We start from the raw sequence: 25,264 nt of genomic DNA, 5'->3' as shown, positions 1-25,264 counted from the left end.
GTTACCAGGCGGGGCCGATCTCGTCGGCGACGATCTGCGCGGACAGGGTCACCATCGGTAGGCCACCGCCCGGGTGACTGGAGCCGCCGACCAGCCACAGGCCGTGCGCCGCCCCCCGGTTGGCGGGGCGGAGCAGACCACCGGCCGTGCCGTAGATGGCGCCACCCGGCGCGCCGGTGGAGTCGGCCAGGTCGGCCGGGGTACGGATCTCGCGGAACACCAACCGGTCCCGTACGTCCATGCCCCGCTCGGCCAGCACGTCCAGGATCCGGTCGGCGTACGCCGCCGCCAGCCCCGGCCGCCGCCAGTCCATCGCCCCGGGCGCGGTGCCGTGGCGGGCGGCGTTGACCAGTACGAACCACGACTCGTGTCCGGTGGGGCGGACCGCCGGGTCGTCGGCCACCGTGACGAAGACCGTCGGGTCGGTGGCCGGACGGGCGCGTACACCCCGACCCGGGGCACCGAAGATCGCGTCGAACTCGGCGTCGTAGTCGTGCGGGAAGAAGACGGTGTGGTGGGCCAGCCCGGAGTCGCCGCGTACGCCGAGCAGCAGCACGAAACCGGCCAGGCTGCGGTCGGTGAGCCCGGCCAGCCGACGCCGGTCGGGCAGCAGGTCCCGGTAGACGGTGAGCGCGTCGACGTTGGCCACCACCACGTCGGCCGGCACCGGGGCGGCCTGCCCGTCGACGCGTACGCCGTGCACCCGCCCGCCCGCCGCGTCGATCCGGGTGACCGCGGCGCCGGTCCGGACCACCACGCCGAGGTCCAGGCAGCGCGACAGCAGCGCGTCGGCGAGGCTGCCCAGCCCGCCGCGCAGGTACCAGCCGCCGAAGGCCAGTTCCGCGTAGGGGACCGCGACCAGCGCGGCGGGCGCGCGACGGGGGTCGGCGCCGGTGTACGTGGCGTACCGGTCCAGCAGCATCCGCAGCCGAGGGTCGGACAGGTGGGCGCGTCCCAGCCCACGCAGGCTCTGCCCGGGGCGGATGGCGGCCAGGTCGCCGAGCCGCCAGGCCAGCCGGGTCAGGTCCCGGGGCGAGTCGACGCGGCGGCGCAGGATGTCGTGCTCGGAGGCCCGCCACACCCGGCCGGCGCGCCGCCACAGCCGCTGCCAGTCGGCCGCCGCCCGGTCGCCGAGGGTGGCGCCGATGCGGGCGGCGAACTCCGCCGGGTCGGCGCAGGAGTCCAGCACCGGCCCACCGCCGGGGAAGACGTGCCGCACGATCGGGTCCAGTTCGACCAGGTCGACGTACTCGTCGAGCTTGGCCCCGGTCGCCTCGAACAGCTCGTGGAAGATCCCGGGCAGGGTGAGCAGGCTGGGACCGGTGTCGAAGTGGAACGACCCGGAGGCGGTGTCGTGCGTGTACCGCCCGAGTTTGCCGCCGACCGTGTCGGCCCGTTCGAGGACGGTCACCTGGTGCCCGGTGACGGCCAACCGGGCGGCGACCGCCAGTCCACCCACTCCGGCGCCGACGACCACGATCCGCGCCATGCGATGTCCTCCCAGAGTGGGCCTACCAGGGCCTAGCCGACCGGTCGGCCGCGCCAGGACAGGCGCCGCCGCTTGCGCAGATGGTACGACCGTACGGTCAACCAACCGAGGACCGCGACCGACACGGGGTGGCCCAGCGCGTCGGGCCAGGCCCGCCCGCCGGTGGCGCGGGCGCTGACCACCCGCCCGACCACCCCCAGCAGGTACGCCGACAGCGCGAGCGCGGCCACCACGGGCGCGCCGGCCAGCAGCGCGCCGACGGCGACCAGCGGCGGCGCGGTGTAGAGCAGGAGCAGCAGGCACATGACCACGGCGGCGGCGAGCGGATGCCCGAACGTGGCCCACAGCGACTTGGTGTAGCCGTCGCGCAGTTGCGGCCAGTCGTCGTACATCCGGCAGGCGGCCAGCCGGGAACCGTCGGCGAGGGCGATCCGGCCGCCGGACCGCTTCACCGCCCGGGCCAGCTCGATGTCTTCCAGCACCCGGTCGGCCACCGCCGCGTGCCCACCGGCCCGCAGGTAACCGGCCCGGTCCACGACCAGGAACTGGCCACCCGCGGCGGCCAGCGACGGCCGGGGCGAACGCTCCATCGCGCGTAACGGCAGGAAGGTCAACCACAACCACTGCAACAGCGGCTGCACCAGCCGGTCCGCCGCCGTGCGCGCCACGATCCGCGGGTACGGCGACAGCAGCGCCGCCCCGGCGGCCCGCAGTTCGGTCACCGCCGCCGCCACCGCGTACCGGTCGAGCACCACGTCGGCGTCCACGAAGACCAGCGCGGTGGTCGACGGTTCGGCGCGGGCGGCCAGTTGCCAGCAGGCGTGCGGTTTGCCCAGCCAGCCCGGCGGCGGCGCGATCCCGGTGACCAGGGTGACCCGGGGATCGTCGCCGACCACCGACCGGACCACGTCGGCGGTGCCGTCGGTGGACCCGTCGTCGAGCACCACGACCCGCAACCCGGGTACGCCACGCTGGGCGAGCAGGGACCGCAGGCACGGGGTCACCCGGGCGGCCTCGTCGCGCAGCGGCAGCAGCACCGTCACCGCCTCGGTGACCTCGACCGGCCCCGACACGGGACGGCGCAGCCAGCGGCCGGCGTTGACCAGGGTGTGCCCGGTCAGCCCGACGAGCACGCCGAACACGGCGAGCGACAGGCCGGAGGTCGCGCTCATGCCGGTACGCGCGGCGAGGTGCCGGTCGTCCCGAGCCGGATGGTCCGCTCGCTCATGCCGGGACGTCGGCGCGGAGCCGGGGTTCGCTGCCGGTGTGCCCCGATCGGCGCTGCCGCAGCAGGCTGACCGCCAGCGGCACCGCGACGACCGCCATGCCTACCGCACCCCACAGCGCCGACGCGGGCAGGTCCAGGAAGACCGCGTGGGCCAGCACGCTGGAGCCGTACGTCCACAGGTAGAGCGCGTACAGCGGATGGTCGGTGGCGTCGGTGGTGTTCACGGCCGGTCCGGCGAGCGGGCGCAGTGCGGTCATCATGAGCACCGCGAACAGCAGCCAGCCGAGGTAGTTGCTGACCGGGATGCCGGGCAGGCCGGGCAGCGCCGGGGTCGGGTCCCGCCACACCCAGTGCCCCTCGGCCACCATCTGCGGGTCGAGGAAGAGATCCCAGGTGGCCAGGCCGACGGTGGCCAGCGCGATCCGGGTCGGCCACCGCCAGCGGCCCGCCGCCACCGCGATCCGGGCGGTGAGCCGGGTCGCCACCAGCCACGCCGGCCAGGCCATCCAGGTCCAGGCCAACGGGATGATCAGCGGTACGCCGGCCAGCTTCGGGCCGAGTTGTCCCGAGTAGTCGTAGCTGCCGAACGGGAAGCCGGTGGCGACGCCGAGCGCCTCGATGGCGAAGCCGCCCCCGGTCGCGGTGGCGATCAGCGCCGCGGCCGTACGCGGTCCACGGGACAGCAGCGCGTGGCCGACCGAGAGCAGGTAGCCCAGCACGACGGTGGCCACGGTCAGCCGGGCCCGGGTCGTCCCGTCGGTCAGCGGATAGCCGATCTGGGCCAGCACCAGCAGGGCGAGCATCGCCCAGGCGTAGACCCGGGCACGACGGGCGGAGGGCGTCACGGCTGTCCGGGCCGGTCCGGGGGCGGCGTCGGGCCGGGCAGGGGCAGGTCCCGACCGAGTACGCCGAACGGGCGCTCGTCGCCCGGGAACCGGAAGTCGCGCAGCACGTCGACGAAGCCGAACCGACGGTACAGCCGCCAGGCGCGCGAGGTGCTCTCGTCCGCCTCCGGGGTGGACAGCAGCGTGGTGGCGCCCTCGGCCATGGTGAGCAGCGCCCGCAGTTGACCGGCGCCCAGGCCGTGCCCCTGCGCCGGTGGCCGGACGTGCAGTTCGACCACCTCGAAGCAGTCGGTCAGCCAGCGCTTGCGGTCGCCCTGGTCCAGCGCCCGCCAGACCTGGTCGTGCCACCACTGGCCGGGCCCGCCGACGTAGCCGTAACCGAAGCCGGCCAGGTGCCCCTCGCTGGTCAGGCTGGCCACGGCGCGGAAACCGGGCCGACGTACGTGGGTGGCGATGTAGCCACGGCGGGCCTCCAGCAGGTCGGCGCGGTATCCCATCGCCTCGCCGTAGACGGCGACCACGTCGTCCAGCCGCCGGAGGAGATCGTCCGGCGTCCACCGCACCAACCTCATGCCCGCTCACCCTTCGCCGGGTCGTCCGCGTCGCCGACCCACCCCAGTACCGTCCGGTCACCGACCACGTCACGTACCTCGAATCGCGCGAAGAGTTCCTCCGCGTACCACCGCTCGGTCGGGGTGCGGGTGATCGCGGCCCGGTGCTCCGGGTGACGGTACGCGAACGCCACCAGATCCGCCGGTTCCCGCCACACGCTCACCGTGCCCTGCCAGCCCAGGGGCGCCTCGCCGACGCCGAACCGGGCCAGCAGACCGGGCGCGGTGTGCAGGGCGGCGGCGACCGGTGGGACCGCCCGCCAGAAGGTGAGCGCTCGCGCCGGACGCAGTCGGGCCCGGGTCAGCGCCAGCACCGGCCCGTGGACCGGCCCACCGGCGGGCTCGCCGAACGGTCGCCGACCGGACCACTCGCCCCGGCTGGTCAGCGGGCGCAGGTCGACCCGTACCCCGGACCGGGCGATGCCGGACCAGGCCCGCTCCACCCGCGATCCGGCGAACCGGGCCGCGGCGGCGGGGGAGTCCCACACGGTCAGCGCGGCCCAGCGGGTGAGGTCGGCGTCGCCCGGCCCGAAGCCGGTGCCGGTCCCGGTGCCGAGCAGCTTGCCGAACCGTACGCCGGGCAGCGCGCGCAGCCGGCGCGGGTCGAGTGCCATCCGGCCCAGCGCCCGGCCCAGGGCGGCCCGGGGAATCCGCCACACGTGCAGGGTGACCAGTTCGGGGACGGTCTCGGTGCTACTCACGCCACGTCGGTGGGGGTTCCACGGGTGACCCGCAGCAACTCGGCGTACGTGGTGGGGAAGACCGCCTGCGGCACGCCCCCGGCGGCCCAGACCTCGTCGTACTTCTCCAGCGCGGTGTCGACGAGCGTGCGCAGCGGGCGCGGGTGGCCGACCGGGGCGACCCCGCCGATCACCTGGCCGGTGTGCTCCTTGACGAACTGCGGGGTGGCCCGGCGCAGCCGGGTGACCCCGAGCCGGGTGGCCAGCACGTCGGTGTCCACCCGGTGTGCGCCGGAGGTGAGCACCAGCAGTGGTTCACCGTCGGCGTCGAAGACGAGCGAGTTGGCGATCGCGCCCACGTCGACACTGAGCGCCTCGGCGGCGGCTGCCGCGGTGTGCACCGCGTCGGGCAGCAGCCGGACCAGGGCCCGCGTGCCGGAGCCGTCTCGGGTGTACGGGCCGTCGAGCGCGTCCTGCACCGCCTGGACGTTCGGGTGTGACTGCATTCCGCCATTCTTCCCGGTATGCCGACGGCCGACGCACCCGGCCACACCCCTGCCGACCGGCGTCGGGTCACTCCGGCAGCCCGGCGCGTCACACGTTGCGTTTTCGTCGGGGGGAAGGTGTACTGTCAGCAGTAGTTAGAACGAGTGTTCGATAGCTGGTGTCGCCGGCGCACATCGAGCGTTCGTTCCAACCCCTCGGGAGCGGGTGTTTCGCGGCATCGGCTCCCGTCAGGTGCGGTGCCGCGGATCGCACCTGGGCTCCGGGCAGTCGCGAGTCCGGACCCGTCAGGCAGGCCGTCGGCCGCCGCCCACGACCCCCGGGCGGCGGCCGACGGACCCGCCGGTAACGCCGGCCGGGTGTGGTGTGGGGAAGCTCCGCACCCGGCCGGCCACCCATCCGGTGCGTCTTCCTCCGCACCACCCGCCGCGGGCGCATGCCGCGTCGACGGGTTCCACCCGTCGCGCGACCGCCCCGCTCCGGTCCACGTGGAGGAGACCATGCCGACCAGTCCGGCCCAGGCGCCGACGGTGCCCGCGCACGTGCTGCCGCACCGCACTCCCGCCCAACTGCTCACCGTGGCCCGACAGGGCCTCGCCGAGGCTGCCCGGACCGGCCCCGACGGCCTCCGGTACGCCGCCGCCCACCTCGCGGCGCTGCGCGCCGCCGCCGCGGTGCTCGCCGCCCGCGCCCGTCCCGCACCGACCCGACGCAACCGGATCACCAGCGTCTGGGTCCTGCTCGCCGTCGTCGCCCCCGAGCTCGACGAGTGGGCCGCCTACTTCGCCCTCGGTGCCGGCAAGCGCGCCGCCGCCGAGGCCGGCATACCTCGGGTGGTCACCGCCCGGGAGGCCGACGACCTGCTCCGCGCCGCCGAGGAGTTCGTGACGGTGGTGGAGGCCGCGCTCGGCCTGGCACATCAGCCGGCGATCGACGGTCTCGTCGCCTGAGTCGTGGCGTCCGGCCGCCACCGGCGGGACCCAGGGTGGCCGGACGCCGCCCGGCACGGCACGTCCATGCCGATCCAGCACCGCACTGATTCCACGTACACGCAGCACCAGCACCACCCACCGGCGGGCAACCGGTGGCGACACGACGGGGGGTAGGTCCGATGGCGGGCCGCATGGTGGTCGGTTCCGCCGCGCTGGCCGGGCTGGTGCGTCCGGCCAGCGCACCCGACCCGGCGGGTGGCCACCGGATACTCCCCGTCCGGCCCGAGTTGACCGGGCTGCTGCCCGGTCGTGGGCTGCGACGGGGGAGCACCATCGCGGTCGGCGTCGGGCAGCCTCGGCACAGCGGCACCACCTCGCTGCTGCTCGCCCTGCTCGCCGAGGCGTCCCGGGCCGGATCCTGGTGCGCCGTGGTCGGGATGCCGACCTTCGGCGCCGGTGCGGCGGCCGAGGCCGGGATCGCCCTGGACCGGCTCGCCCTGGTGCCGCAGCCCGGCCCCGAGTGGCCCACCGTGGTCGCCGCGCTCATCGACGGGGTCGACGTGGTGGTCACCGCGGTACCCGCCACCGTCTCCACCTCGGTCGCCGCCCGGTTGGCCGCCCGAGCCCGCCAACGCGGCAGCGTGCTCGTGCCGTACGGCCGGTGGGACGGGGCTGACCTGACACTCCAGGTGGTCCGGGGCGCCTGGGAAGGGCTCGGGGCGGGCCGGGGCAGGCTGCGTCGCCGGGAGGTGACCATCTCGGCACACGGGCGGGGTGCGGCCGCCCGCGCCAAGGAGCTCACGGTGTGGTTGCCCGGCGACGAGTCGACCCGCGTCATCCCCCGCGCCACCACCGCCCGGCCACACCCCGCCCGGTTCCGCGTGTTGACCTCCCCCCACCGCGCGAAGCACACGACATGAGCGCGCGTGCGCGAGCGGATCATCCGGGCTGTGGAGCTTCATGGCGGCGCGGAGCGTCGAGCTTGAGCGAGCGTGCGCGAGCGGGTCGTCAGCGCTGTGGTGACTCATGGCGGCGCGGAGCGTCGGCATGAGCACGCCGGCTCGGACGTTGCTGCTCTGGTGTCCGGACTGGCCGGTGCTCGCCGCCGAGATCGTCGACGGGGTGTCCGCCACCGGGCCGGTCGCGGTGCTGCACGCCAACCGGGTGGTCGCCTGCTCCGAGCAGGCCCGGGCCGAGGGGATCCGCCGGGGGCTGCGTCGGCGCGAGGCGCAGGGGCGTTGTCCGGGGCTCACCGTCGTCGACCACGATCCCGGTCGGGACGCCCGGGCGTTCGAGCCGGTGGTGGCCGCGGTCGAGGAGGTGACGGTCGGGGTCGAGGTGGTCCGCCCCGGGGCCTGTGCGCTGGCCGCCCGGGGGCCGGTCCGGTACTTCGGCGGTGAGGAGGCGGCTGCCGAGCGGATCGTCGAGCACGTCGCCCAGAGCTGCGCGGTGGAGAGCCAGGTCGGCATCGCCGACGGGGTGTTCGCCGCCGGGCTGGCCGCGCGGGAGGGGCGGATCGTGTCGCCGGGTGGGACGCCGGAGTTCCTGGCCGTCCAGCCGGTCGAGGCACTCGGTCGCCCCGCCCTGGCAGACCTGCTGCGCCGGCTCGGGGTGCGGACGCTCGGCGACTTCGCCGCGCTGGCCGCCGGTGACGTGTTGGCCCGGTTCGGGTTCGACGGGGCGCTGGCCCACCGGTTGGCCACCGGTGGCGACGACCGGCCACTGGCGGTCCGACGCCCACCCGTGGACCTGACGGTCACCGCCGATCTGGACGAGCCGATCGAGCGCGTCGACGTGGCGGCGTTCGCGGCCCGGACGCTGGCCGAGCGGCTGCACGAGCGGCTCGCCGGGTACGGGCTGGCCTGCACCCGGCTCGGCATCGAGGCGGTGACCGCGCACGGCCAGGAACTGCACCGGGTCTGGCGGCACGACGGCCTGCTCGGCGCGGCGGCCATCGCCGACCGGGTCCGCTGGCAACTGGACGGCTGGCTCTCCGGTGGTGGCCGGCGTGGCGACCGACCGCCCCGGCCCACCGCGGGGATCGTCCGGCTGCGGCTGGTGCCGGACGGGGTGCTGGCCCAGGCCGGTCTGCAACCGGGGCTGTGGGGCGAGACCGGTGCGGAACGCGAGCGGGCACACCGGGCCCTGAGCCGGGTGCAGGGACTGCTCGGCCCGGAGGCGGTGGTCACCGCCGTACTCGGTGGGGGCCGGTCGCCGGCCGACCAGACCCGGCTGGTGACCTGGGGCGACGAACGGTTGCCGGCCCGCCCCGGCGCCGTGCCGCTGCCGGGCGAGCCCGACGCTCGCCACGGCGACGCATGGTGGCTGCCTGGAACCGGCGAGGCCATGACGCCTGTCCCGGTCGGTGTCGACGGTGGCACCCCGCGCGCCCGTCGCTTCACCGGGATGGGCACCGTCGCCCCCGGCACCGGTGGAGGACCGGCCGCCGTCGGGACGAGTGGGATCGGCTCCGGCAGCTCCGAGGCCGGAGTTGTCGGGTCCGGGGCGACCTCTGGCGGGTCCGGGGGCGGTGCCGTCAGGTCGGGGACCGGGGGCGAGGGTAGGTCGGGTCGGGGCGGCGGCCGGGCGAGTGTGGGGTCGGCCGTACCGTCCTGGCCGGGGCGACTGCCGCCGCCCTCACCGGCGGTGGTGCTGCCCGTCCCGCTCGCCGCGAGCGTGCTGGACGCCACCGGTGCGCCGGTCGTGGTGAGCGCGCGATTGACGATGAGCGCCCCGCCCGCCCAGTTGATCATCGTGGTGCAGGCCGGGGCTCAGGTCATCCGGACCGACGTGTCGACGACGACTGCCGGCAAGGTCGATGCGTCGGCCGGGGACACCGGCGGGGGTGCTGCCCGGGGTGGTGCGTGGGACGGGATCGTCGCCCGGCGTGGTGTGCCGGTCGAGATCGTCGGCTGGGTCGGCCCGTGGCCGGTCGACGAGCGGTGGTGGGCCCCGGCCGAGGCGTGTCGGCGGGCTCGTTTCCAGGTCCGCCTGGCCGACGGTAGCGCTCTGCTCCTCGCCGTCGAAGCCGGCCGGTGGCTCGTGGAGGCGGTCTATGACTGAGGTGGAAGTGAATCTTGGTGCGTTCGGGTCCCCGGGAGGGCCCCCGGCCGTGCGGGAACGCACCAGGACCTCGGCGGGCGGGGTGGGGCGGTGAGCTTCCACAATCCTCGGCTGCCCTGGTCGGAGTTGGAGCGGGTGCTCTCCGGGCGTACCGAGCAGGGCGAACGGCACCTGCGGGTGGTGGATCCGCTCGCGGTCGACGCCGACGGCGGCGACTCGCCGGCCTGGAGCCGGAGCCGGGAGCAGTACCGTCCGCCCGAGCTGGCCCGCCCCGACGGTGCGGTGCCGTACGCCGAGCTGCACGCGCACACCAACTTCAGCTTCCTCGACGGGGCCAGTCATCCGGAGGAACTGGCCGAGGAGGCCGTCCGGCTGGGGCTGACCGCGCTCGCCGTCACCGACCACGACGGCTTCTACGGCGTGGTGCGTTTCGCCGAGGCGGCCCGCGCGCTGGACCTGCCGACGATCTTCGGGGCGGAGCTGTCCCTCGGCCTGCCCGGTCCACAGCAGGGCGTACCCGACCCGCACGGCAACCACCTGCTGGTGCTGGCGCACGGCCACGAGGGGTACGCGCGGCTGGCCGCGACCATCGCCCGGGCCCAGTTGCGGGGCGGGGAGAAGGGCCGTCCGGTCTACGGTGAGCTGGAGGAGGTGGCCGCCGACCTGCGCGACCACGTGCTGGTGCTGACCGGCTGCCGCAAGGGGCACGTGCCGTCCGCCCTGCTCACCGAGGGGGTGGACGCGGCGGCCCGGGAGCTGGACCGGCTCACCGCGCTGTTCGGCGCGGAGACGGTGGCGGTGGAGCTGACCGACCACGGGCACCCGGTCGACGGCGACCGCAACGACGCGCTGGCCGAGCTGGCCGCCGCCGCCGGGCTGCCCACGGTCGCCACGAACAACGTGCACTACGCCACCCCCGGCCGGCGTCGGCTGGCCACCACCGTCGCCGCCGTACGGGCCCGGCGCAGCCTGGACGAGATCGACGGTTGGCTGCCCGCCGCGGGCACCGCCCACCTGCGCAGCGGTGCCGAGATGGCGGCGCGGTTCGCCGCGTACCCGGGGGCGGTGGCCCGGGCCGCCGAGTTCGGCGCGGAACTCGCCTTCGACCTCCAGCTCGTCGCGCCCCGGCTGCCGGCGTACCCGGTGCCGCCGGGGCACACCGAGATGAGCTGGCTGCGGCACCTCACCGGGGCCGGCGCGCGGGAACGCTACGGCCCGCGTGAGGCGCACCCGCAGGCGTACGCGCAGCTCGACCACGAGCTGAACATGATCGAGGAGCTGGGCTTCCCCGGCTACTTCCTGGTGGTCTACGACATCGTCGACTTCTGCCGACGGGCGGACATCTACTGCCAGGGCCGGGGCTCGGCGGCGAACTCGGCGGTCTGCTACGCGCTGCGGATCACCAACGTGGACGCGGTCCGGCACCGGCTGCTGTTCGAGCGCTTCCTGGCCCCGGAACGCGACGGTCCGCCCGACATCGACGTGGACATCGAGTCCGACCGTCGGGAGGAGGTCATCCAGCACGTCTACACCCGGTACGGGCGGGAGCACACCGCCCAGGTGGCCAACGTGATCTCCTACCGGCCCCGGTCGGCGGTGCGGGACGTGGCCAAGGCGTTCGGCTTCTCGCCGGGCCAGCAGGACGCGTGGAGCAAGCAGATCGACCGGTGGGGTGACGTGGCCACGGTGGACGTGCCGGAGATCCCCGAGCAGGTGATCGCGTACGCCAACGAACTGACTGGTGGCTCGGGGAGGTGGGCGGGCTTCCCCCGGCACCTCGGCATCCACTCCGGCGGCATGGTGATCTGCGACCGGCCGGTGATCGAGGTCTGTCCGGTGGAGTGGGGGCGGATGCCCGGCCGCAGCGTGCTCCAGTGGGACAAGGACGACTGCGCCGCCGTCGGCCTGGTCAAGTTCGACCTGCTCGGCCTGGGCATGCTCTCCGCCCTGCACTACGGGTACGACATGATCGGGATGAGCCTGGACCTCGGCGACATGTCGCTGGAGGACCCGGAGGTCTACGACATGCTCTGCCGGGCCGACTCGGTCGGGGTGTTCCAGGTGGAGAGCCGTGCCCAGATGGCCACCCTGCCCCGGCTGCGCCCCCGGACGTTCTACGACCTGGTGGTCGAGGTGGCGTTGATCCGGCCCGGCCCGATCCAGGGCGGCTCGGTGCACCCGTACATCCGGCGCAAGAGCGGGCAGGAGCCGGTGACCTTCCCGCATCCGTTGATGCGTAACGCGTTGGAGAAGACGCTCGGCGTACCGCTGTTCCAGGAGCAGTTGATGCAGCTCGCCATCGACCTGGCCGGGTTCGACGCGGCCGGGGCCGACGAGTTGCGCCGGGCGATGGGCGCCAAACGGTCGGTGGAGCGGATGGCGAAGATCGCCGACCGGCTCTACCGGGGCATGGCCGAGCGCGGCATCACCGGCGAGCTGGCCGACGACGTTTACCGCAAGCTCACCGCGTTCGCCAGCTACGGCTTCCCGGAGAGCCACGCGATGAGCTTCGCCTACCTGGTCTACGCCAGCTCCTGGCTCAAGCGCTACCACCCGGGCCCGTTCCTGGCCGCGCTGCTCAGCGCCCAGCCGATGGGCTTCTACTCGCCGCAGACCCTGGTCGACGACGCCCGTCGACACGGCGTGGAGGTACGCCGCCCGGACGTCAACGCCAGCGGCGCGAAGCCGGTGCTGGAGTCCACCCCGCAGACCCGCTGGGGCAGCCGGCCCGGTGAACCGCCGCACGCCTGGGGGGTGGACGGGCCGGCCGTCCGGCTGGGGCTGTCCAGCGTGCGTACCCTCGGCGATCCGGTGGCCGAGCGGATCGAGGCGGAGCGGACGGCCAACGGGCCGTACCGCGACATGCCGGATCTGGCCCGGCGGGTGGGTCTGACCGCGGCCCACCTGGAGGCGCTGGCCACCGCGGACGCCTTCGCCTGTTTCGGGCTGACCCGGCGGCAGGCGCTCTGGGCGGCCGGCGCGGCGGCGCAGGACCGGCCGGGTCGCCTGCCCGGCACGGTGACCGGCGCGACGGCACCCACCCTGCCCGGCATGGAGGAGGTGGACCGGCTGGTCGCCGACGTGTGGGCCACCGGACTGTCCCCGGAGCACCACCCGGCCCGGTTCATCCGCCCCCGGCTGGACGCCCTGGGCGCGGTGCCGATCGACCGGCTGGGGCGGGTGGAGCCGGGCCGCCGGATCCGGGTCGGCGGGATCGTCACCCACCGGCAGCGGCCGGCGACCGCAGGTGGGGTCACCTTCCTCAACCTGGAGGACGAGACCGGCATGCTCAACGTCACCTGCTCACCGGGGCTGTGGCAGCGGCACCGGCGGGTGGCCCGGACCAGCTCCGCGCTGGTGGTGCGCGGGCTGTTGCAGCGGCACGAGGGAGTGGTCAACCTGGTCGCCGACCGGCTGGACGCGATCGAGCCGCCGGTCACCCCCGCGTCCCGCGACTTCCGCTGACGGTCCGCCGCCGACGGCGTGCCTCGCCGCACATGATCGGCCGGGCAGGCCCTAGGCTCGACCGGGTGGAACAGACCCCGAATCCGGCCGGGCCGCCGCTCACCCCCCGTACCGCCGTGGTCTGGTCGGTGCTCCGCGCCGAATTGGACCGCCGACCCGCCGCCGAGCTGACCGTGCTCGACGTCGGCGGCGGCACCGGTGGCTTCGCCGTGCCGCTGGCCCGGGCCGGGCACCGGGTCACCGTGGTCGACGCCAGCCCCGACGCGCTGGCCGCACTCAGCCGCCGGGCCGCCGAGGCCGGGGTGGCGCAGCGGGTACGCGCGGTCCAGGGCGACGGCGACGCCCTCGCCGGACTGGTCGAGCCGGCCAGCGTGGACCTGGTGCTCTGCCACGCCGTCCTGGAGGTCGTCGACGACCCGGCACCGGTGGTGGCCGCGCTGGCCGGGGCGCTGCGGCCGGGCGGTGCGGCCAGCGTGCTGGTCGCCGGGCGGGCGGCGGCGGTGCTCGGCCGGGCGATGAACGGCCACCTGGACGTGGCGACGGCGCTCGCCGCCGACCCCGACGGCAGCGCCGGCCCCCGGGACACGCTGCGTCGACGGTTCGACGCCGACGGCGCCACCGCGCTGCTGGCCGCCGCCGGGCTCGCCGTCGAGGAGATCCACGGCGTACGCGTGCTCGCCGACCTGCTGCCGGCGGCCGTGGCGGACGGCCAGCCGGGTGCCCTGCTGGAGCTGGAACGGGCGCTGGCAGCCCGGCCGCCCTGGCGGGACCTGGCGGCGCAGTTGCACCTGTTCGCCCGCCGTCCGGCATGACCGGCCCGGACGGGTCGGCCGTGGCACCCCCGGTGTCAGGAGGGGACCCTTCCTATGCACCAGGCGTTAGCAAGGTGCCCTTCCTTACACCCGTCAAGCCCGAGTACGGCGGCGGCAGCCTCGCCGACGTACTGCCCAGCGCGCTCGCGGTGCTCGGTGTGCCCGGCGCCGTCGACCTGCTCGGCCTCGGTGTCGACCTGCCCGGTGTACGCCGGATCGCGGTGCTGCTGGTCGACGGGCTCGGGTGGTACCAGATCCCGACCGCCGCGCCGTACGCGCCGACCCTGGCCGGACTGACCGCGGCGGCCGGTCGGCCACTCACCTGCGGCTTCCCCTCCACCACCCCGACCAGCCTGGTCACCCTGGGCACCGGGGCGGCACCCGGCGCGCACGGGGTGCTCGGCTTCACGCTGCGGGTGCCCGGCAGCGAGCGCGTGCTCAACCACATCGAGTGGTCCGGCGACCCGTCGCCGCTGCGGTGGCAGCCGGTGGCCACCCAGTTGGAGCGGGCCCGGGCCGCCGGGGTGGCGGTGACCGTGGTCAGTCGGCCGGAGTTCGGCGGCAGCGGCCTGACCCTGGCCGCGAACCGGGGCGGGGACTACCGGGGCGCGACCGGGGTGGACGCGGTGGCCACCACGATGCTGGCCGCGTTGACCGCCGGACGTGGCCCCACCCTGGTCTCCGGCTACCACCCGGACGTGGACCGCGACGGCCACCTCAGCGGCGTCGACTCGGCGCCCTGGCGGACCTCGGTGACCGAGGTGGACGGGCTGCTGGCCCGGTTGGTGGACGGGTTGCCGCCGGACGGGGCGTTGCTGGTCACCGCCGACCACGGGCAGCTCGACGTGCCCGCCGCGCACCGGTTCGACCTGGACACCGACCCTCGGCTGACCGCCGGGGTGCGGGTGGTCGCGGGTGAGCCCCGGGTGCGGTACCTGCACACCGCGCCGGGTGCCACCGCCGACGTGGTGGCGGCCTGGTCGGCCGTGCTCGGCGACGCCGCCCGGGTGATGGTGCGGGACGAGGCGGTGGCCGCCGGCTGGTTCGGGCCGGTGCCCGAGGCGCACCTGGAGCGGGTCGGCGACGTGGTGGTGGTCTGCAACGACACGTACGCCGTGCTGGCCAGCCGGTCGGAGAGCCCGACGGTGTCCCGGCTGGTGGCCTTCCACGGCGCGGACACCGCGGCGGAGATGACGATTCCGCTGCTGGTGCTGCGGGGCTGACCGGCCGTCGGCGTCCTACCCCGGGGTTAACCTGCCAGGGTGGGACGCAGTCAGTCGTTGCCCCGGGGCGGCGATCCCCGGTTCGGGCCGGACTCCGATGACGCCGGCTGCCCGATCCTGCACGTCGACATGGACGCCTTCTTCGCCTCGGTGGAGGTGCGCCACCGGCCGGAGTTGCGTGGTAAGGCCGTCGTGGTCGGCGGGGTCGGCCCACGCGGCGTGGTCAGTTCGGCCAGCTACGAGGCCCGGCGGTACGGCGTCCGCAGCGCGATGCCGACGATGCGGGCCCGGGCGCTCTGCCCGCACGCGGTGTTCCTGCCACCGGACTTCAGTCGCTACTCGACCGCCTCGCGGGCGGTCATGCAGATCTTCCGGGACGTCACGCCGCTGGTCGAGCCGCTCTCCCTGGACGAGGCGTTCCTGGACGTCGCGGGGGCCCGGCGACTGTTCGGCCCGCCGGCCGTGATCGCCCGCCGGATCCGCGAGCGGGTCGCCGCCGAGCAGGAGCTGACCTGTTCGGTGGGGGTGGCGTCGAGCAAGTTCGTGGCCAAGCTCGGGTCGACCCGGGCCAAGCCGGACGGCCTGCTCGTGGTTCCGGCCGCGCAGGTCCTCGACTTCCTCCATCCGTTGCCGGTGGCCGCCCTGTGGGGGGTGGGGGAGCGGGCCGAGCAGAGCCTGTTGCGGCTCGGGCTGCGGACGGTGGGCGACCTGGCCCAGGCCCCGCCGGGAATGCTGCGGACCGCGGTCGGCGCGGCGGCGGCTGCGCACCTGCACGAGTTGGCGTGGGGACGCGATCCGCGTCGGGTCAGCCCGGAGCACGCGGAGAAGTCGATCGGCGCGGAGGTCACCTTCGACGTCGATGTCCGAGATCCGACCGAGATCCGGCGTACGCTGCTGGGGCTCGCCGAGAAGGTCGGCGGCCGGCTGCGCGCTGCCGGGCAGGTGGGACGCACCGTGTCGCTCAAGGTGCGGATGGCCGATTTCCGCACCGTGAGTCGGTCGCGCACCCTCGACGTGCCCACCGACGTGGCCCGGGAGATGTTCGACACGGCCTGGTCGCTCTACACCGCTCTGGCACCGGGTGAGCGGATTCGCCTCGTCGGCGTACGGGCGGAGGGTCTGTCCCCGGCGGACGAGACACCCCGGCAGCTCGCGCTCGGTGCGCCCGAGCGGGGCTGGCGCGAGGCGGAGGTCGCGGCGGACGCCGCGGCTGCCCGATTCGGGCGGTCCGTCATAGGACCGGCCAGTCTTCTCGGGGGGCGTGATCCCCGACGAAATGAAAATCCGACGCGGCCGTAGGTCGTCCCGCTTTCCGACGCGCGAGGGCCCTCGTAGACTTGCGGGTAAGCAGCCGGTTGGCTGCCACGGTCTGTCGGTCCGACCGGACCGACCAACGTGACCGGGGAGGAGTGCCGTGCCGCTCTCGGAGCACGAGCAGCGGCTGTTCGAGCAGATCGAGCGGTCGCTTGCCGAGGACCCCAAGTTCGCCTCGGCCGTGCGCGCCAGCGACCCGCGTTTCCACGCGCGGCGTCGCCTGCTCGTCGCTGCCGGCGTGATCGTCGCTGGCCTGGCGTTGTTGGTCTATGGCGCGGTGATCAAGACTCCGCCGTTGGCAGTGGCGGGATTCGTTGTCATGCTGGCCTCGGCCGCGTTCGCGGTGCAGTCGCACCGTCGGGCGCAGTCACCGGACCTGCACGTCGTCGGAGGCACGGCGAGTCGTCGCCGGTCCCGGGGACGGTCCGGCCGCCGGTCGGGGGGGTTCCTCGACCGGATGGAGGACCGGTGGCGTCAGCGCCCGGAGGGGCACCGCTGACCCGCTGTTCCTGACGGCGGGGCATCCGTCCCGGATCTGACCGGTCCGGGGCGTTCCGGCGTGCGGCGGACGGGTGTCGTCCGGGTGCCTTCGGGGTGCTCGGGGCGACGCGGCGACGTGGCGCGTTCCGCGCTGCCCAACGGGCGGCGACGTGGAGACCCGGCGACGGCAGACCACGCGGCGACAGAAGAACCACGACGGGCCGGGTACCGGTGGATGTCCACCGGTACCCGGCCCGTGTCGTCGTGCCCGGTCCGGGCAGCGGTCAGCGGCCCGCGCGGCTCGCGATCAGTCGGCGCGGACTGAACCGCAGCAGCCGGTGACGTACCTGACCACCGGAGTTCACCAACCGCGACGAGGTGTCCGCGACGGTGGTGCGCCAGCGCTGCAACACCGACGGCGGCAACACTGTCGCCATCAGTCGGGTCCGCCGGTCGGCCCGCTCGGCCAGCGCGCCGCGTACCGTCCGCAGGGCCGTGGGCAGCGGCTCCCCGGTCAGCGGGTCGCGCGCGTACCGGGCCCGCTCCTCGGCGCGGCCGAGCAGGCGGGCCGCCGTGCCGGCCCCGGTGTCCGGTGCGAGTGCCTCCCGGACGAGCCGGTCGGCGGTCGCCCGTGGGGTCTCCGTCCGGTCCACCCGGATCCGGTAGTCCACCAGGGTGTCGAGCAGTTCGTCCCAGGCGGCGTGGGCGTCCGCCCGGGCCCGGTCCGGGTCGGCGTCGACCGTCATCGCCGGTCGGTGCTCCCCGGTGGCGGTGGCCTCCGACGCGTCGACGGTCCGGATCACCGGTGCGGGCCGACCTCGGCGGTGGCGCAGCGCGAGCCGACGCAGCGCCGGCACGGAGAGCAGGACCAGCAGCGCGAGTACGCCCACGGCGAGTAGCCAGGGCCAGCGTGGCGCCTGCGGGGTGGGCGCTCCCGGAGCGGCGCCGACGGCCGGGTCGTCACCCTCCTCGAACTGGTTCGGTCCGGCGTCCGGCCCGGCCGACGGGTCGGACGCGTCGGGCGCGGCCGTCGGGTCGGCCTGCGGAGTGTCCTCCTCGGGGGCGTCGACGTCCGGCGCCCAGGCGGACCGGGTCGAGCCCGGTACGCCGTAGGCCGGGGTGGCGTCGAAGGGCACCCACCCGATCTGGTCGAAGTACACCTCGGTCCAGGCGTGCAGGTTGCGGTTGGTCAGGATGAGGGTGTCGGCGGTGCGCCGGTTGCCGTTGGTGAAGCCGAAGGCGACCCGGGCCGGGATGCCGGCGTCACGGACCATCCAGGCCAGCGCCGCCGCGTACTGCTGGCAGTAGCCGGCCTTGTTCTCCAGGAAGTCGAGGATCTCCTGCCCGCTGGTGCCCTGTTCGGTGCTGAGCTGGTAGGTGAAGCCGTTCTCCTCGGAGAAGTAGTCGTAGATCGCGCGGACCTTGTCGTACTCGGTGCGCTGGCCCCGGATCAGTTCGGCCACCAGGGTCCGCACCTCGGGCACGTCGGGGGTAACGGTCTGCTGGACCCGCCGGGGATCGTCGGCGGACAGCGCCCGTGCCGAGCGCAGCGCCTGCGGCGTGTACGTCGAGCGGACGTAGTCGAACGAGTACGACTTCTCCCGGGAGTTCTCCCGGTTGGAGAAGACCACCTGCAGGTCCTGGTCGTAGAACCAGTTGCGGTTCAGGTCGGTGAAGCCGACCGGCTCGGCGTAGACCGGCATCAGCGGCATGGCCAGGGACCGGGTCACCTCGACGGTGGCCCGGTGCCGGGTCCGCTCGACCCCCCGCACCTGCTGGGTCGACGGGTCGGGCAGCTCACCGGTGACCCGGCTGCCGTTCGGGCCGCGTACCCGGAAGCCGTCGCCGCGCAGCTCGTCGGCGACTCCGAAGCGCAGGTAGAACGGATCCTCCTCGGTGGTGGTCACCGTCACCAGGTCGGTGGTCTCGGACTGGTTGAGCGTGCCACTGAGCGCGGCGAACAGGTCGACCCGGCCGGGGGAGCCGCCGAAGCCCTGCCCGCCCAGGCCGTTGCCGACGCCGGAGTTGAAGTTGTTCATCAGGCCGGAGGTCATGCCCGGCACGGCCAGCGGCACCAGGACGGCCAGCGCCAGGCCCACCACCGCCAACCGCCGACCGGCGGCGGCCAGTGGGGACGCCTCCCAGACGTCGACGTCGCGGCCGTCGCCGGTGAACCGACGGCCGAACCGCCGGACCCGGTCGACGTTGTCGGTGACCAGCAGCCAGAGGAAACCGGCGGCCCCGATGGCGAACGGCAGCGGCGGGACGCTGTCGACGTAGACCGCGACCGGCACCGAGTAGATGGCCAGCATCGGCAGACCGGCCAGCGCGGGCCGGCGCAGCCCGACACAGAGCACGTCCACCAGCACCGCGACGCCGCCGATACCGAGCACCGTGATGAACAGCAGCGGGTCGGTGTCGGGCACCTTCACACCGTGCGAGCGCATGTCGTCGACCGAGCTGCTGAGCAACTCGGCGAAGTGCCCGAAGGTGGCCGGCGTGGGCAGCACCGCGAGCAGTTCCTCGCCGCTGGGGAACAGCCAGGTCAGGGCCAGGGTGAGGCCGGCGACCATGGCCAGGATCTGCGCCCACAGCGGGGTCCGACCGAGCCGGGCCAGCGCCGCCGCGGCGGCCACCGCGGCCACCGCGATGACCGCCTGCACCAGCCAGGTCCACCGTTCGAAGATGGCCGACAGCGGCGCCGCCGCGAGCAGGGTCGCGGCGGCGGCCACCAGACCCAGGTTCCGATGGGCGATCATGAGGGGGACCTTCCGTTCATCGCACGCCGCCGGCCACCGTCTCGGCCATCGCCGCCCGCAGGGCGAAACCCTGCGAGCCCCGGCCGGCCTGCGGCCAGAGCGCCGGCAACCGGCCGCCGTGGTCGACGCCGATCACCCGCCAACCGGACTGCATGAGCGCCAGCGCGGCGGTGTCGTGTGCCTGGTCGGCCTCGGCCCGGGCCGACGCCGGCAGGTTCAGCCAGGCGGAGCTGTCCAGCAGGAAGCAGACGCAGGTCGCGCCGTTGGCCCGGAGCCCGGACAGCAGCTCCGCCTCGGCCGTGCTCAGCGACCCGAAGACGCCGATGATCAGGCCGCCGTCGGAGCGCTGCCGGACGTGTTGCACCAGGGTGGTGATCTCGACGCGTTGGTCCAGCCGGACCTCCGCGAGTTGGTCGAGCAGCAGACCGTCACCGGCGCCCTCGGTCGCGTCCACGTCCGCGCCGGAACCGGTGACCAGGCGCAGCTTGTAACCGCCCTGGCGCAGGTGCACCGCGATGCTGGCGGCGGCCGAGACGGCCCACTCGAAACTGGCCGTCGGGCCGTCGCCCTGGTGGCCGTACGCGCGGGTGTCCAGCAGGACGGTCGCCCGGCTCTCCCAGGGCTGTTCCTCCCGGCGCACCATCAGCTCCCCGGTGCGCGCGGTCGACTTCCAGTGCACCCGGCGCAGGTCGTCGCCGCGCCGGTACTCACGGGTCGCCGCGTCATCCTCGCCGTGCACCGCCACCGAGCGGGCCCGGCTCTCGCCGCTGCCGGCGTACTCGCCGGGCAGCCGCACCGCCGGCAGCGGCACCACCTGCGGCACCACGGTCAGCGAGTCGGTGCCCGGGAAGGCCCGGCTCAGCTCGCACAGACCGAACGGGTCGGTCATCCGGACCACCAGCGGCCCCACGTCGTACCGGCCGCGCACGTCGGCCCGCACGGTGTACGCCACCGAGCTGGCCTGGTGCGCGCCGAGCCGTTCCAGCACCACCCGGGGCCGGCTGCCGAGCGCGTACGGCAGTCGGTCCTCCAGCAGCAGGGTGCCGGTGGGCAACCGGGACAGGTTCTGCAACCGCAACACCATCCGGGCGGTGGCGCCGACCGGTACCCGGTGCGGGTCCAGCGAGCGGTGACAGGCCAGCTTGTAGCGGCTGCGGCCGACGTAGAGCGCGGCGAGCAGCGGGAGGACGGCCAGCAGCACGGCCACCCGCAGCAGGTCCTTCTCGCCGAGGATGCCGGCGGAGACGGCGGCCGCCAGCGCGGCCGCCAGGAAGGAGCGACCGCGGGTGGTCAGGCCGCGTAGGCCGTCACGCACGTCACGGCCTCCGGGGTTCGAACGGAGCCCGACCGTTGCCGTTGCCGTTGCCGGCCGGCGGCCGGGTGTCGTACGGCGAGCGCTGCCGGTCGTGCGGCAACGGCAGCCGGTGCACCAGGTCGGCCACGATCGCGTCGGTGGTACGCCGGGCGAGCTGGGCGTCGGCGGTGGGGATGAGCCGGTGCGCCAGGACCGGTACGGCGAGTACCTGGAGATCGTCGGGGAGGACGTAGTCGCGTCCGTCGAGGGCGGCCACCGCGCGGGCGGTGCGCAGCAGTTGCAGCGTGCACCGCGGGGAGGCGCCGAGCCGCAGGTCGGGTGCCTCACGGGTGGCGGTGACCAGGTCGATCGCGTACTGCTTGACCGCGTCGGCGACGTGCACCTGCCGGACGTGACCGATCAGCCGGCGCACGGTGTCGGCGTCGGAGACCGGGCGCAGCGCCGGCAGCGGGTCGACCGCGCCGTGGCCGTCGAGCATGGCCAGTTCGGCGTTCGGGTCGGGGTAGCCCATCGCGATCCGGGCGGTGAAGCGGTCCCGCTGCGCCTCGGGCAGCGGGTACGTGCCCTCCATCTCGATCGGGTTCTGGGTGGCGATCACCATGAACGGGGTCTGGAGCTGGTACGTCACCCCGTCGACGGTGACCTGCCGCTCCTCCATGCACTCCAGCAGCGCGGACTGGGTCTTCGGCGAGGCCCGGTTGATCTCGTCGCCGACGACCAGGTTGGCGAAGACGGCACCCGGCCGGAACTCGAAGTCGTGGGTCTCCTGGTTGTAGACGCTGACGCCGGTGACATCGCTGGGCAGCAGGTCGGGGGTGAACTGGATGCGGCGCACGGAGCAGTCGATGGAGCGGGCGAGGGCCTTGGCCAGTTTGGTCTTGCCCACGCCGGGCACATCCTCGATGAGCAGATGACCCTCGGCGAGCAGGACGGCCAGAGCGAGCCGCACGGTGGCGGTCTTGCCCTCGATGACCTGTTCGATGTTGGCCACGATGGCGTCGCTCGCTGCGCGGAACTCGTCGTGCGGCAGCAGTCCGCCAACTTCGTCCCAGGTCTGTTGTGTCACGGGCCTCCTCCTCGTCGCCGTCACGGCAGCTCTGAACAGAGCACCTGGACCCGCCGTTGGGTTCGCGACGTGCGAGCCTCGTCTGCCGCAGCAATCTCACTGGCCTCTCAGGCTAACCATGTTTCTCGCCAACGCCGACCGGCGCAGGTGTTTGGGTGGGTAGAGAGGCATTTGTCGTGCACGCAGCGCACGTCGTCGGTTCTGTCGGGTGAAGGGTCCGAGGGCTCCGTTCCGGGACCGGGACGGGCGCGGCGGACGGGGTACTGGGCAACGGCGCCGTAGGGGTCGCGGTACACTGCCGGTCATGGCCGGAGTCTTCCTGCTTCTTACCGAGCCGTGCTGATGCGCTGACGGCGCGACAGCACGGCGGCCCCTCCTGTGCGAGGGGCTTTTTCGTGCCCGCCGGGGCCCGGGGCGGGCCGCCGAGCACGGACACGAGACCAGCCAGCACGGAGAAGACCCCGCCGGTCGACGCGAGGAGAAGGCCATGACCGAGGCAGCCGCCAACGACACCCCACCGTTCCGGTACACCGCCGTGCTGGCCGACGAGATCGAACGCCGCTGGCAGGACCACTGGGAACGCGAGGGCAGTTTCCACGCGCCGAACCCGTCCGGCCCGCTGGCCGACCCGGCCCACCCGCGCTCCGGCGCGGAGAAGCTGTACGTGCTGGACATGTTCCCGTACCCGTCCGGCGCCGGGCTGCACGTCGGGCACCCGCTGGGCTACATCGGCACCGACTGCTTCGCCCGCTACCAGCGGATGGCCGGGCGCAACGTGCTGCACGCGATGGGCTTCGACGCGTTCGGCCTGCCCGCCGAGCAGTACGCGGTGCAGACCGGCACCCACCCCCGGACCACCACCGAGGCCAACATCGAGCGGTACCGGGAGCAACTGCGACGGCTGGGGCTGGCCCACGACCAGCGGCGCTCGGTGGCCACCATCGACACGGACTTCTACCGCTGGACGCAGTGGATCTTCCTGCAGATCTTCAACTCCTGGTACGACCGCGAGGCCGGTCGGGCCCGCCCGATCAGCGAGCTGACCGCCGAGTTCGCCGCCGGGACCCGGCGTACCCCGGACGGTCGCCCGTGGGCCGAGCTGTCGTCCGCCGAGCGTCGCGCGATCGTCGACGACCACCGCCTGGCGTACGTGTCGCAGGCGCCGGTGAACTGGTGCCCGGGCCTGGGCACGGTGCTGGCCAACGAGGAGGTCACCGCCGACGGCCGCTCCGAGCGCGGCAACTTCCCGGTCTTCAAGCGCAACCTGAAGCAGTGGATGATGCGGATCACCGCGTACGGTGACCGGCTGCTGGACGACCTGGACAAGCTGGACTGGCCCGAGCCGATCAAGCTGATGCAGCGCAACTGGATCGGCCGGTCCACCGGGGCGCACATCGACTTCCCGACTCCGACCGCGCCGATCCGGGTGTTCACGACCCGGCCCGACACCGTCTTCGGGGCCACCTACATGGTGCTGGCGCCCGAGCACGAGCTGGTCGACGCGCTGGTGCCGGCGGCCTGGCCGGAGGGGACCCGGGACGCGTGGACCGGTGGGCACACCGATCCACGGGCGGCCGTCGAGGCGTACCGCAAGTCGGCCGCCGCCAAGACCGACGTCGAGCGGCAGGCCGACACCAAGGAGAAGACCGGCGTCTTCATCGGCGCGTACGCCACCAACCCGGTCACCGGCGGGCAGATCCCGATCTTCATCGCCGACTACGTGCTGGCCGGTTACGGCACCGGCGCGATCATGGCGGTACCCGCGCAGGACGAGCGGGACTGGGCGTTCGCTGAGGTCTTCGAGCTGCCGATCGTGCGTACCGTGCAGTCGCCGGAGGGCTTCGACGGCAAGGCGTACACCGGGGAGGGGCCGGCGATCAACAGCGCCGCGCCCGAGCGCGGCCTGGACCTGAACGGACTGGGGGTGGCCGACGCCAAGGCTCGGATCATCGCCTGGCTGGAGGCCGACGGCACCGGCCAGGGTGCGGTGACCTACCGGCTGCGGGACTGGCTGTTCAGCCGGCAGCGGTACTGGGGCGAGCCGTTCCCGATCGTCTACGACGCCGACGGCGTGGCGATCGCGCTGCCGGAGGAGATGCTGCCGGTCGAACTGCCCGAGGTGGACGACTTCTCGCCGCGCACCTTCGACGCGAACGACGCCGACAGCGACCCGGAGACGCCGCTGTCGCGCCGCCGCGACTGGGTCGAGGTCGAGCTGGACCTGGGGGACGGGCCCAAGCGGTACACCCGGGAGACCAACGTGATGCCGCAGTGGGCCGGCTCCTGCTGGTACGAGCTGCGCTACCTGGACCCGACCAACGACGAGCGCTTCGTCGACGCGGAGACCGAGCGGTACTGGATGGGGCCGCGCGGTGAGGGCGACTGCGGTGGCGTCGACCTGTACGTCGGCGGCGCCGAGCACGCCGTGCTGCACCTGCTGTACGCCCGGTTCTGGCACAAGGTGCTGTTCGACCTGGGGCACGTGTCGTCGTTCGAGCCGTTCCGCAAGCTGTTCAACCAGGGCTACATCCAGGCGTACGCGTACACCGACGCGCGGGGCGCGTACGTGCCGGCCGAGGAGGTCGTCGAGCGTGACGGCGGCTGGTTCCTGGGCGACGTCCAGGTCAACCGCGAGTACGGCAAGATGGGCAAGTCCCTGAAGAACATCGTCACCCCGGACGAGATGTGCGCCGCGTACGGCGCCGACACGTTCCGGGTCTACGAGATGTCGATGGGGCCGCTGGAGGTGTCCCGCCCGTGGGAGACCCGGGCGGTGATCGGCTCGTACCGGTTCCTGCAGCGGGTCTGGCGGGCCGTCGTCGACGAGCAGACCGGCGAGTCGCGGGTCACCGACGAACCGGCCGACGAACAGACCCGGCGGCTGCTGCACCGGGTGATCGACGGCGTCCGGGGCGACATGGAGGGAATCCGGTTCAACACCGCGATCGCCAAGCTGATCGAGCTGACCAACGCGGTGACCCGGCTGGCGAGCACCCCGCGCGAGGTGGCCGAACCGCTGGTGCTGATGGTGGCGCCGGTGGCACCGCACATCGCCGAGGAACTGTGGCGGCGGCTGGGCCACCAGACCTCCCTGACGTACGCGGACTTCCCGGTCGCCGACCCGGCGCTCCTGGTCGCCGAGACCGTCACCTACCCGGTGCAGGTCAACGGCAAGGTCCGGGGCCGGGTCGAGGTGCCGGCCGACGCCGCCGAGGACGACGTGCGCTCCGCCGCGCTGGCCGCGGTGGCGGGTGCGTTGGCCGGCAAGGAGCCGCGCAAGGTGATCGTGATCCCCGGCCGGATGGTGTCCGTCGTCGCCTGACGTTGTTGGTGTGGTGAAAGGAAGGGTCCCCTGCTAACGCCTCGTGCATAGCAGGGGACCCTTCCTCACACTCGACGGCCGCGGCGGCCGTCGCGGCCGGGCTGCGTGGGCGGCAGCCGATGACCTGGCCCGCCTCGTCCGAGGACCCAGACTCGT

Annotated in this window: 17 protein-coding genes and 1 pseudogene; 9 read left to right on the top strand and 9 right to left on the bottom strand. The window is 74.2% G+C overall.

Annotated features, from left to right (window positions below):
* Position 1 precedes the first annotated feature (1 nt).
* Genes ACQVFL_RS22350 through ACQVFL_RS22325 form a run of 6 tightly spaced genes read right to left on the bottom strand, consistent with a single transcriptional unit; the run spans position 2 to position 5,359 of the window.
* The gene (locus ACQVFL_RS22350) at positions 2-1,489 is read right to left on the bottom strand and encodes a phytoene desaturase family protein (RefSeq protein WP_431727527.1); all 1,488 of its coding nucleotides are present in this window, start codon (positions 1,487-1,489) and stop codon (positions 2-4) included.
* 32 nt (positions 1,490-1,521) lie between these two features.
* A complete protein-coding gene (locus ACQVFL_RS22345) occupies positions 1,522-2,661 on the bottom strand; it encodes a glycosyltransferase (RefSeq protein WP_396693085.1) in 1,140 nt (379 codons plus the stop codon).
* Between the two features lie 52 nt (positions 2,662-2,713).
* Complete coding sequence (locus tag ACQVFL_RS22340) at positions 2,714-3,520, bottom strand: carotenoid biosynthesis protein (RefSeq protein ID WP_431729870.1); 807 nt, start codon at positions 3,518-3,520, stop codon at positions 2,714-2,716.
* A gap of 38 nt (positions 3,521-3,558) precedes the next feature.
* Positions 3,559-4,134: a GNAT family N-acetyltransferase gene (locus tag ACQVFL_RS22335; RefSeq protein ID WP_396693083.1), complete on the bottom strand. Its 576-nt coding sequence runs from the start codon at positions 4,132-4,134 to the stop codon at positions 3,559-3,561.
* Positions 4,131-4,874 (bottom strand): monooxygenase, encoded by a 744-nt coding sequence (locus ACQVFL_RS22330; RefSeq protein WP_396693081.1) that lies wholly within the window; start codon positions 4,872-4,874, stop codon positions 4,131-4,133. The genes ACQVFL_RS22335 and ACQVFL_RS22330 overlap by 4 nt, the downstream gene beginning before the upstream one ends.
* Positions 4,871-5,359: a YbaK/EbsC family protein gene (locus ACQVFL_RS22325; protein WP_431727526.1), complete on the bottom strand. Its 489-nt coding sequence runs from the start codon at positions 5,357-5,359 to the stop codon at positions 4,871-4,873. The genes ACQVFL_RS22330 and ACQVFL_RS22325 overlap by 4 nt, the downstream gene beginning before the upstream one ends.
* Positions 5,360-5,857: 498 nt before the next feature.
* On the opposite strand from ACQVFL_RS22325, the gene ACQVFL_RS22320 reads away from it, so the two are divergent.
* From ACQVFL_RS22320 to ACQVFL_RS22285, 8 genes and pseudogenes are all read left to right on the top strand, one after another.
* On the top strand, positions 5,858-6,307 hold the full coding sequence (locus tag ACQVFL_RS22320) for an SAV_6107 family HEPN domain-containing protein (protein WP_396693077.1): 450 nt from the start codon (positions 5,858-5,860) through the stop codon (positions 6,305-6,307).
* Positions 6,308-6,468: 161 nt separating this feature from the next.
* Entirely contained in the window at positions 6,469-7,209 is a 741-nt protein-coding gene (locus ACQVFL_RS22315) for a hypothetical protein (RefSeq protein ID WP_396693075.1), read from the top strand.
* Positions 7,210-7,336: 127 nt separating this feature from the next.
* A pseudogene (locus ACQVFL_RS22310) lies at positions 7,337-9,040 on the top strand (DNA polymerase Y family protein); the annotation flags it as partial.
* A 402-nt stretch (positions 9,041-9,442) separates the two neighbouring features.
* Complete coding sequence (locus ACQVFL_RS22305) at positions 9,443-12,817, top strand: error-prone DNA polymerase (protein WP_431727525.1); 3,375 nt, start codon at positions 9,443-9,445, stop codon at positions 12,815-12,817.
* Positions 12,818-12,849: 32 nt separating this feature from the next.
* A complete protein-coding gene (locus ACQVFL_RS22300) occupies positions 12,850-13,629 on the top strand; it encodes a methyltransferase domain-containing protein (RefSeq protein WP_350696340.1) in 780 nt (259 codons plus the stop codon).
* Positions 13,626-14,852 carry an alkaline phosphatase family protein gene (locus tag ACQVFL_RS22295; RefSeq protein ID WP_396693070.1) on the top strand — a complete coding sequence of 409 codons (1,227 nt, stop codon included), beginning with the start codon at positions 13,626-13,628 and terminating at the stop codon, positions 14,850-14,852. Before ACQVFL_RS22300 ends, ACQVFL_RS22295 begins: the two co-directional genes overlap by 4 nt.
* Before the next feature lie 39 nt (positions 14,853-14,891).
* On the top strand, positions 14,892-16,151 hold the full coding sequence (locus tag ACQVFL_RS22290; RefSeq protein WP_431727524.1) for a DNA polymerase IV: 1,260 nt from the start codon (positions 14,892-14,894) through the stop codon (positions 16,149-16,151).
* 115 nt (positions 16,152-16,266) lie between these two features.
* On the top strand, positions 16,267-16,665 hold the full coding sequence (locus ACQVFL_RS22285; protein WP_131056765.1) for a DUF3040 domain-containing protein: 399 nt from the start codon (positions 16,267-16,269) through the stop codon (positions 16,663-16,665).
* A gap of 265 nt (positions 16,666-16,930) precedes the next feature.
* Here ACQVFL_RS22285 and ACQVFL_RS22280 read toward each other — a convergent pair whose 3' ends face one another.
* Genes ACQVFL_RS22280 through ACQVFL_RS22270 form a run of 3 tightly spaced genes read right to left on the bottom strand, consistent with a single transcriptional unit; the run spans position 16,931 to position 21,786 of the window.
* Positions 16,931-19,405: a transglutaminaseTgpA domain-containing protein gene (locus ACQVFL_RS22280; RefSeq protein WP_396693066.1), complete on the bottom strand. Its 2,475-nt coding sequence runs from the start codon at positions 19,403-19,405 to the stop codon at positions 16,931-16,933.
* A gap of 16 nt (positions 19,406-19,421) precedes the next feature.
* Entirely contained in the window at positions 19,422-20,720 is a 1,299-nt protein-coding gene (locus ACQVFL_RS22275; RefSeq protein ID WP_396693064.1) for a DUF58 domain-containing protein, read from the bottom strand.
* Position 20,721: 1 nt separating this feature from the next.
* Positions 20,722-21,786, bottom strand: a complete 1,065-nt coding sequence (locus tag ACQVFL_RS22270) for an AAA family ATPase (protein ID WP_350696348.1) — start codon at positions 21,784-21,786, stop codon at positions 20,722-20,724.
* A gap of 487 nt (positions 21,787-22,273) precedes the next feature.
* On the opposite strand from ACQVFL_RS22270, the gene leuS reads away from it, so the two are divergent.
* A complete protein-coding gene (leuS, locus tag ACQVFL_RS22265; protein ID WP_431727523.1) occupies positions 22,274-25,108 on the top strand; it encodes a leucine--tRNA ligase in 2,835 nt (944 codons plus the stop codon).
* The last annotated feature ends 156 nt before the right edge of the window (positions 25,109-25,264 follow it).

The sequence above is a fragment of the Verrucosispora sp. TAA-831 genome, from assembly GCF_050780145.1.
In the GTDB taxonomy this organism is placed as follows: domain Bacteria; phylum Actinomycetota; class Actinomycetes; order Mycobacteriales; family Micromonosporaceae; genus Micromonospora.
Note: the sequence above shows the minus strand (reverse complement) of the source record. Positions and strands in the feature narration are given on the sequence as shown.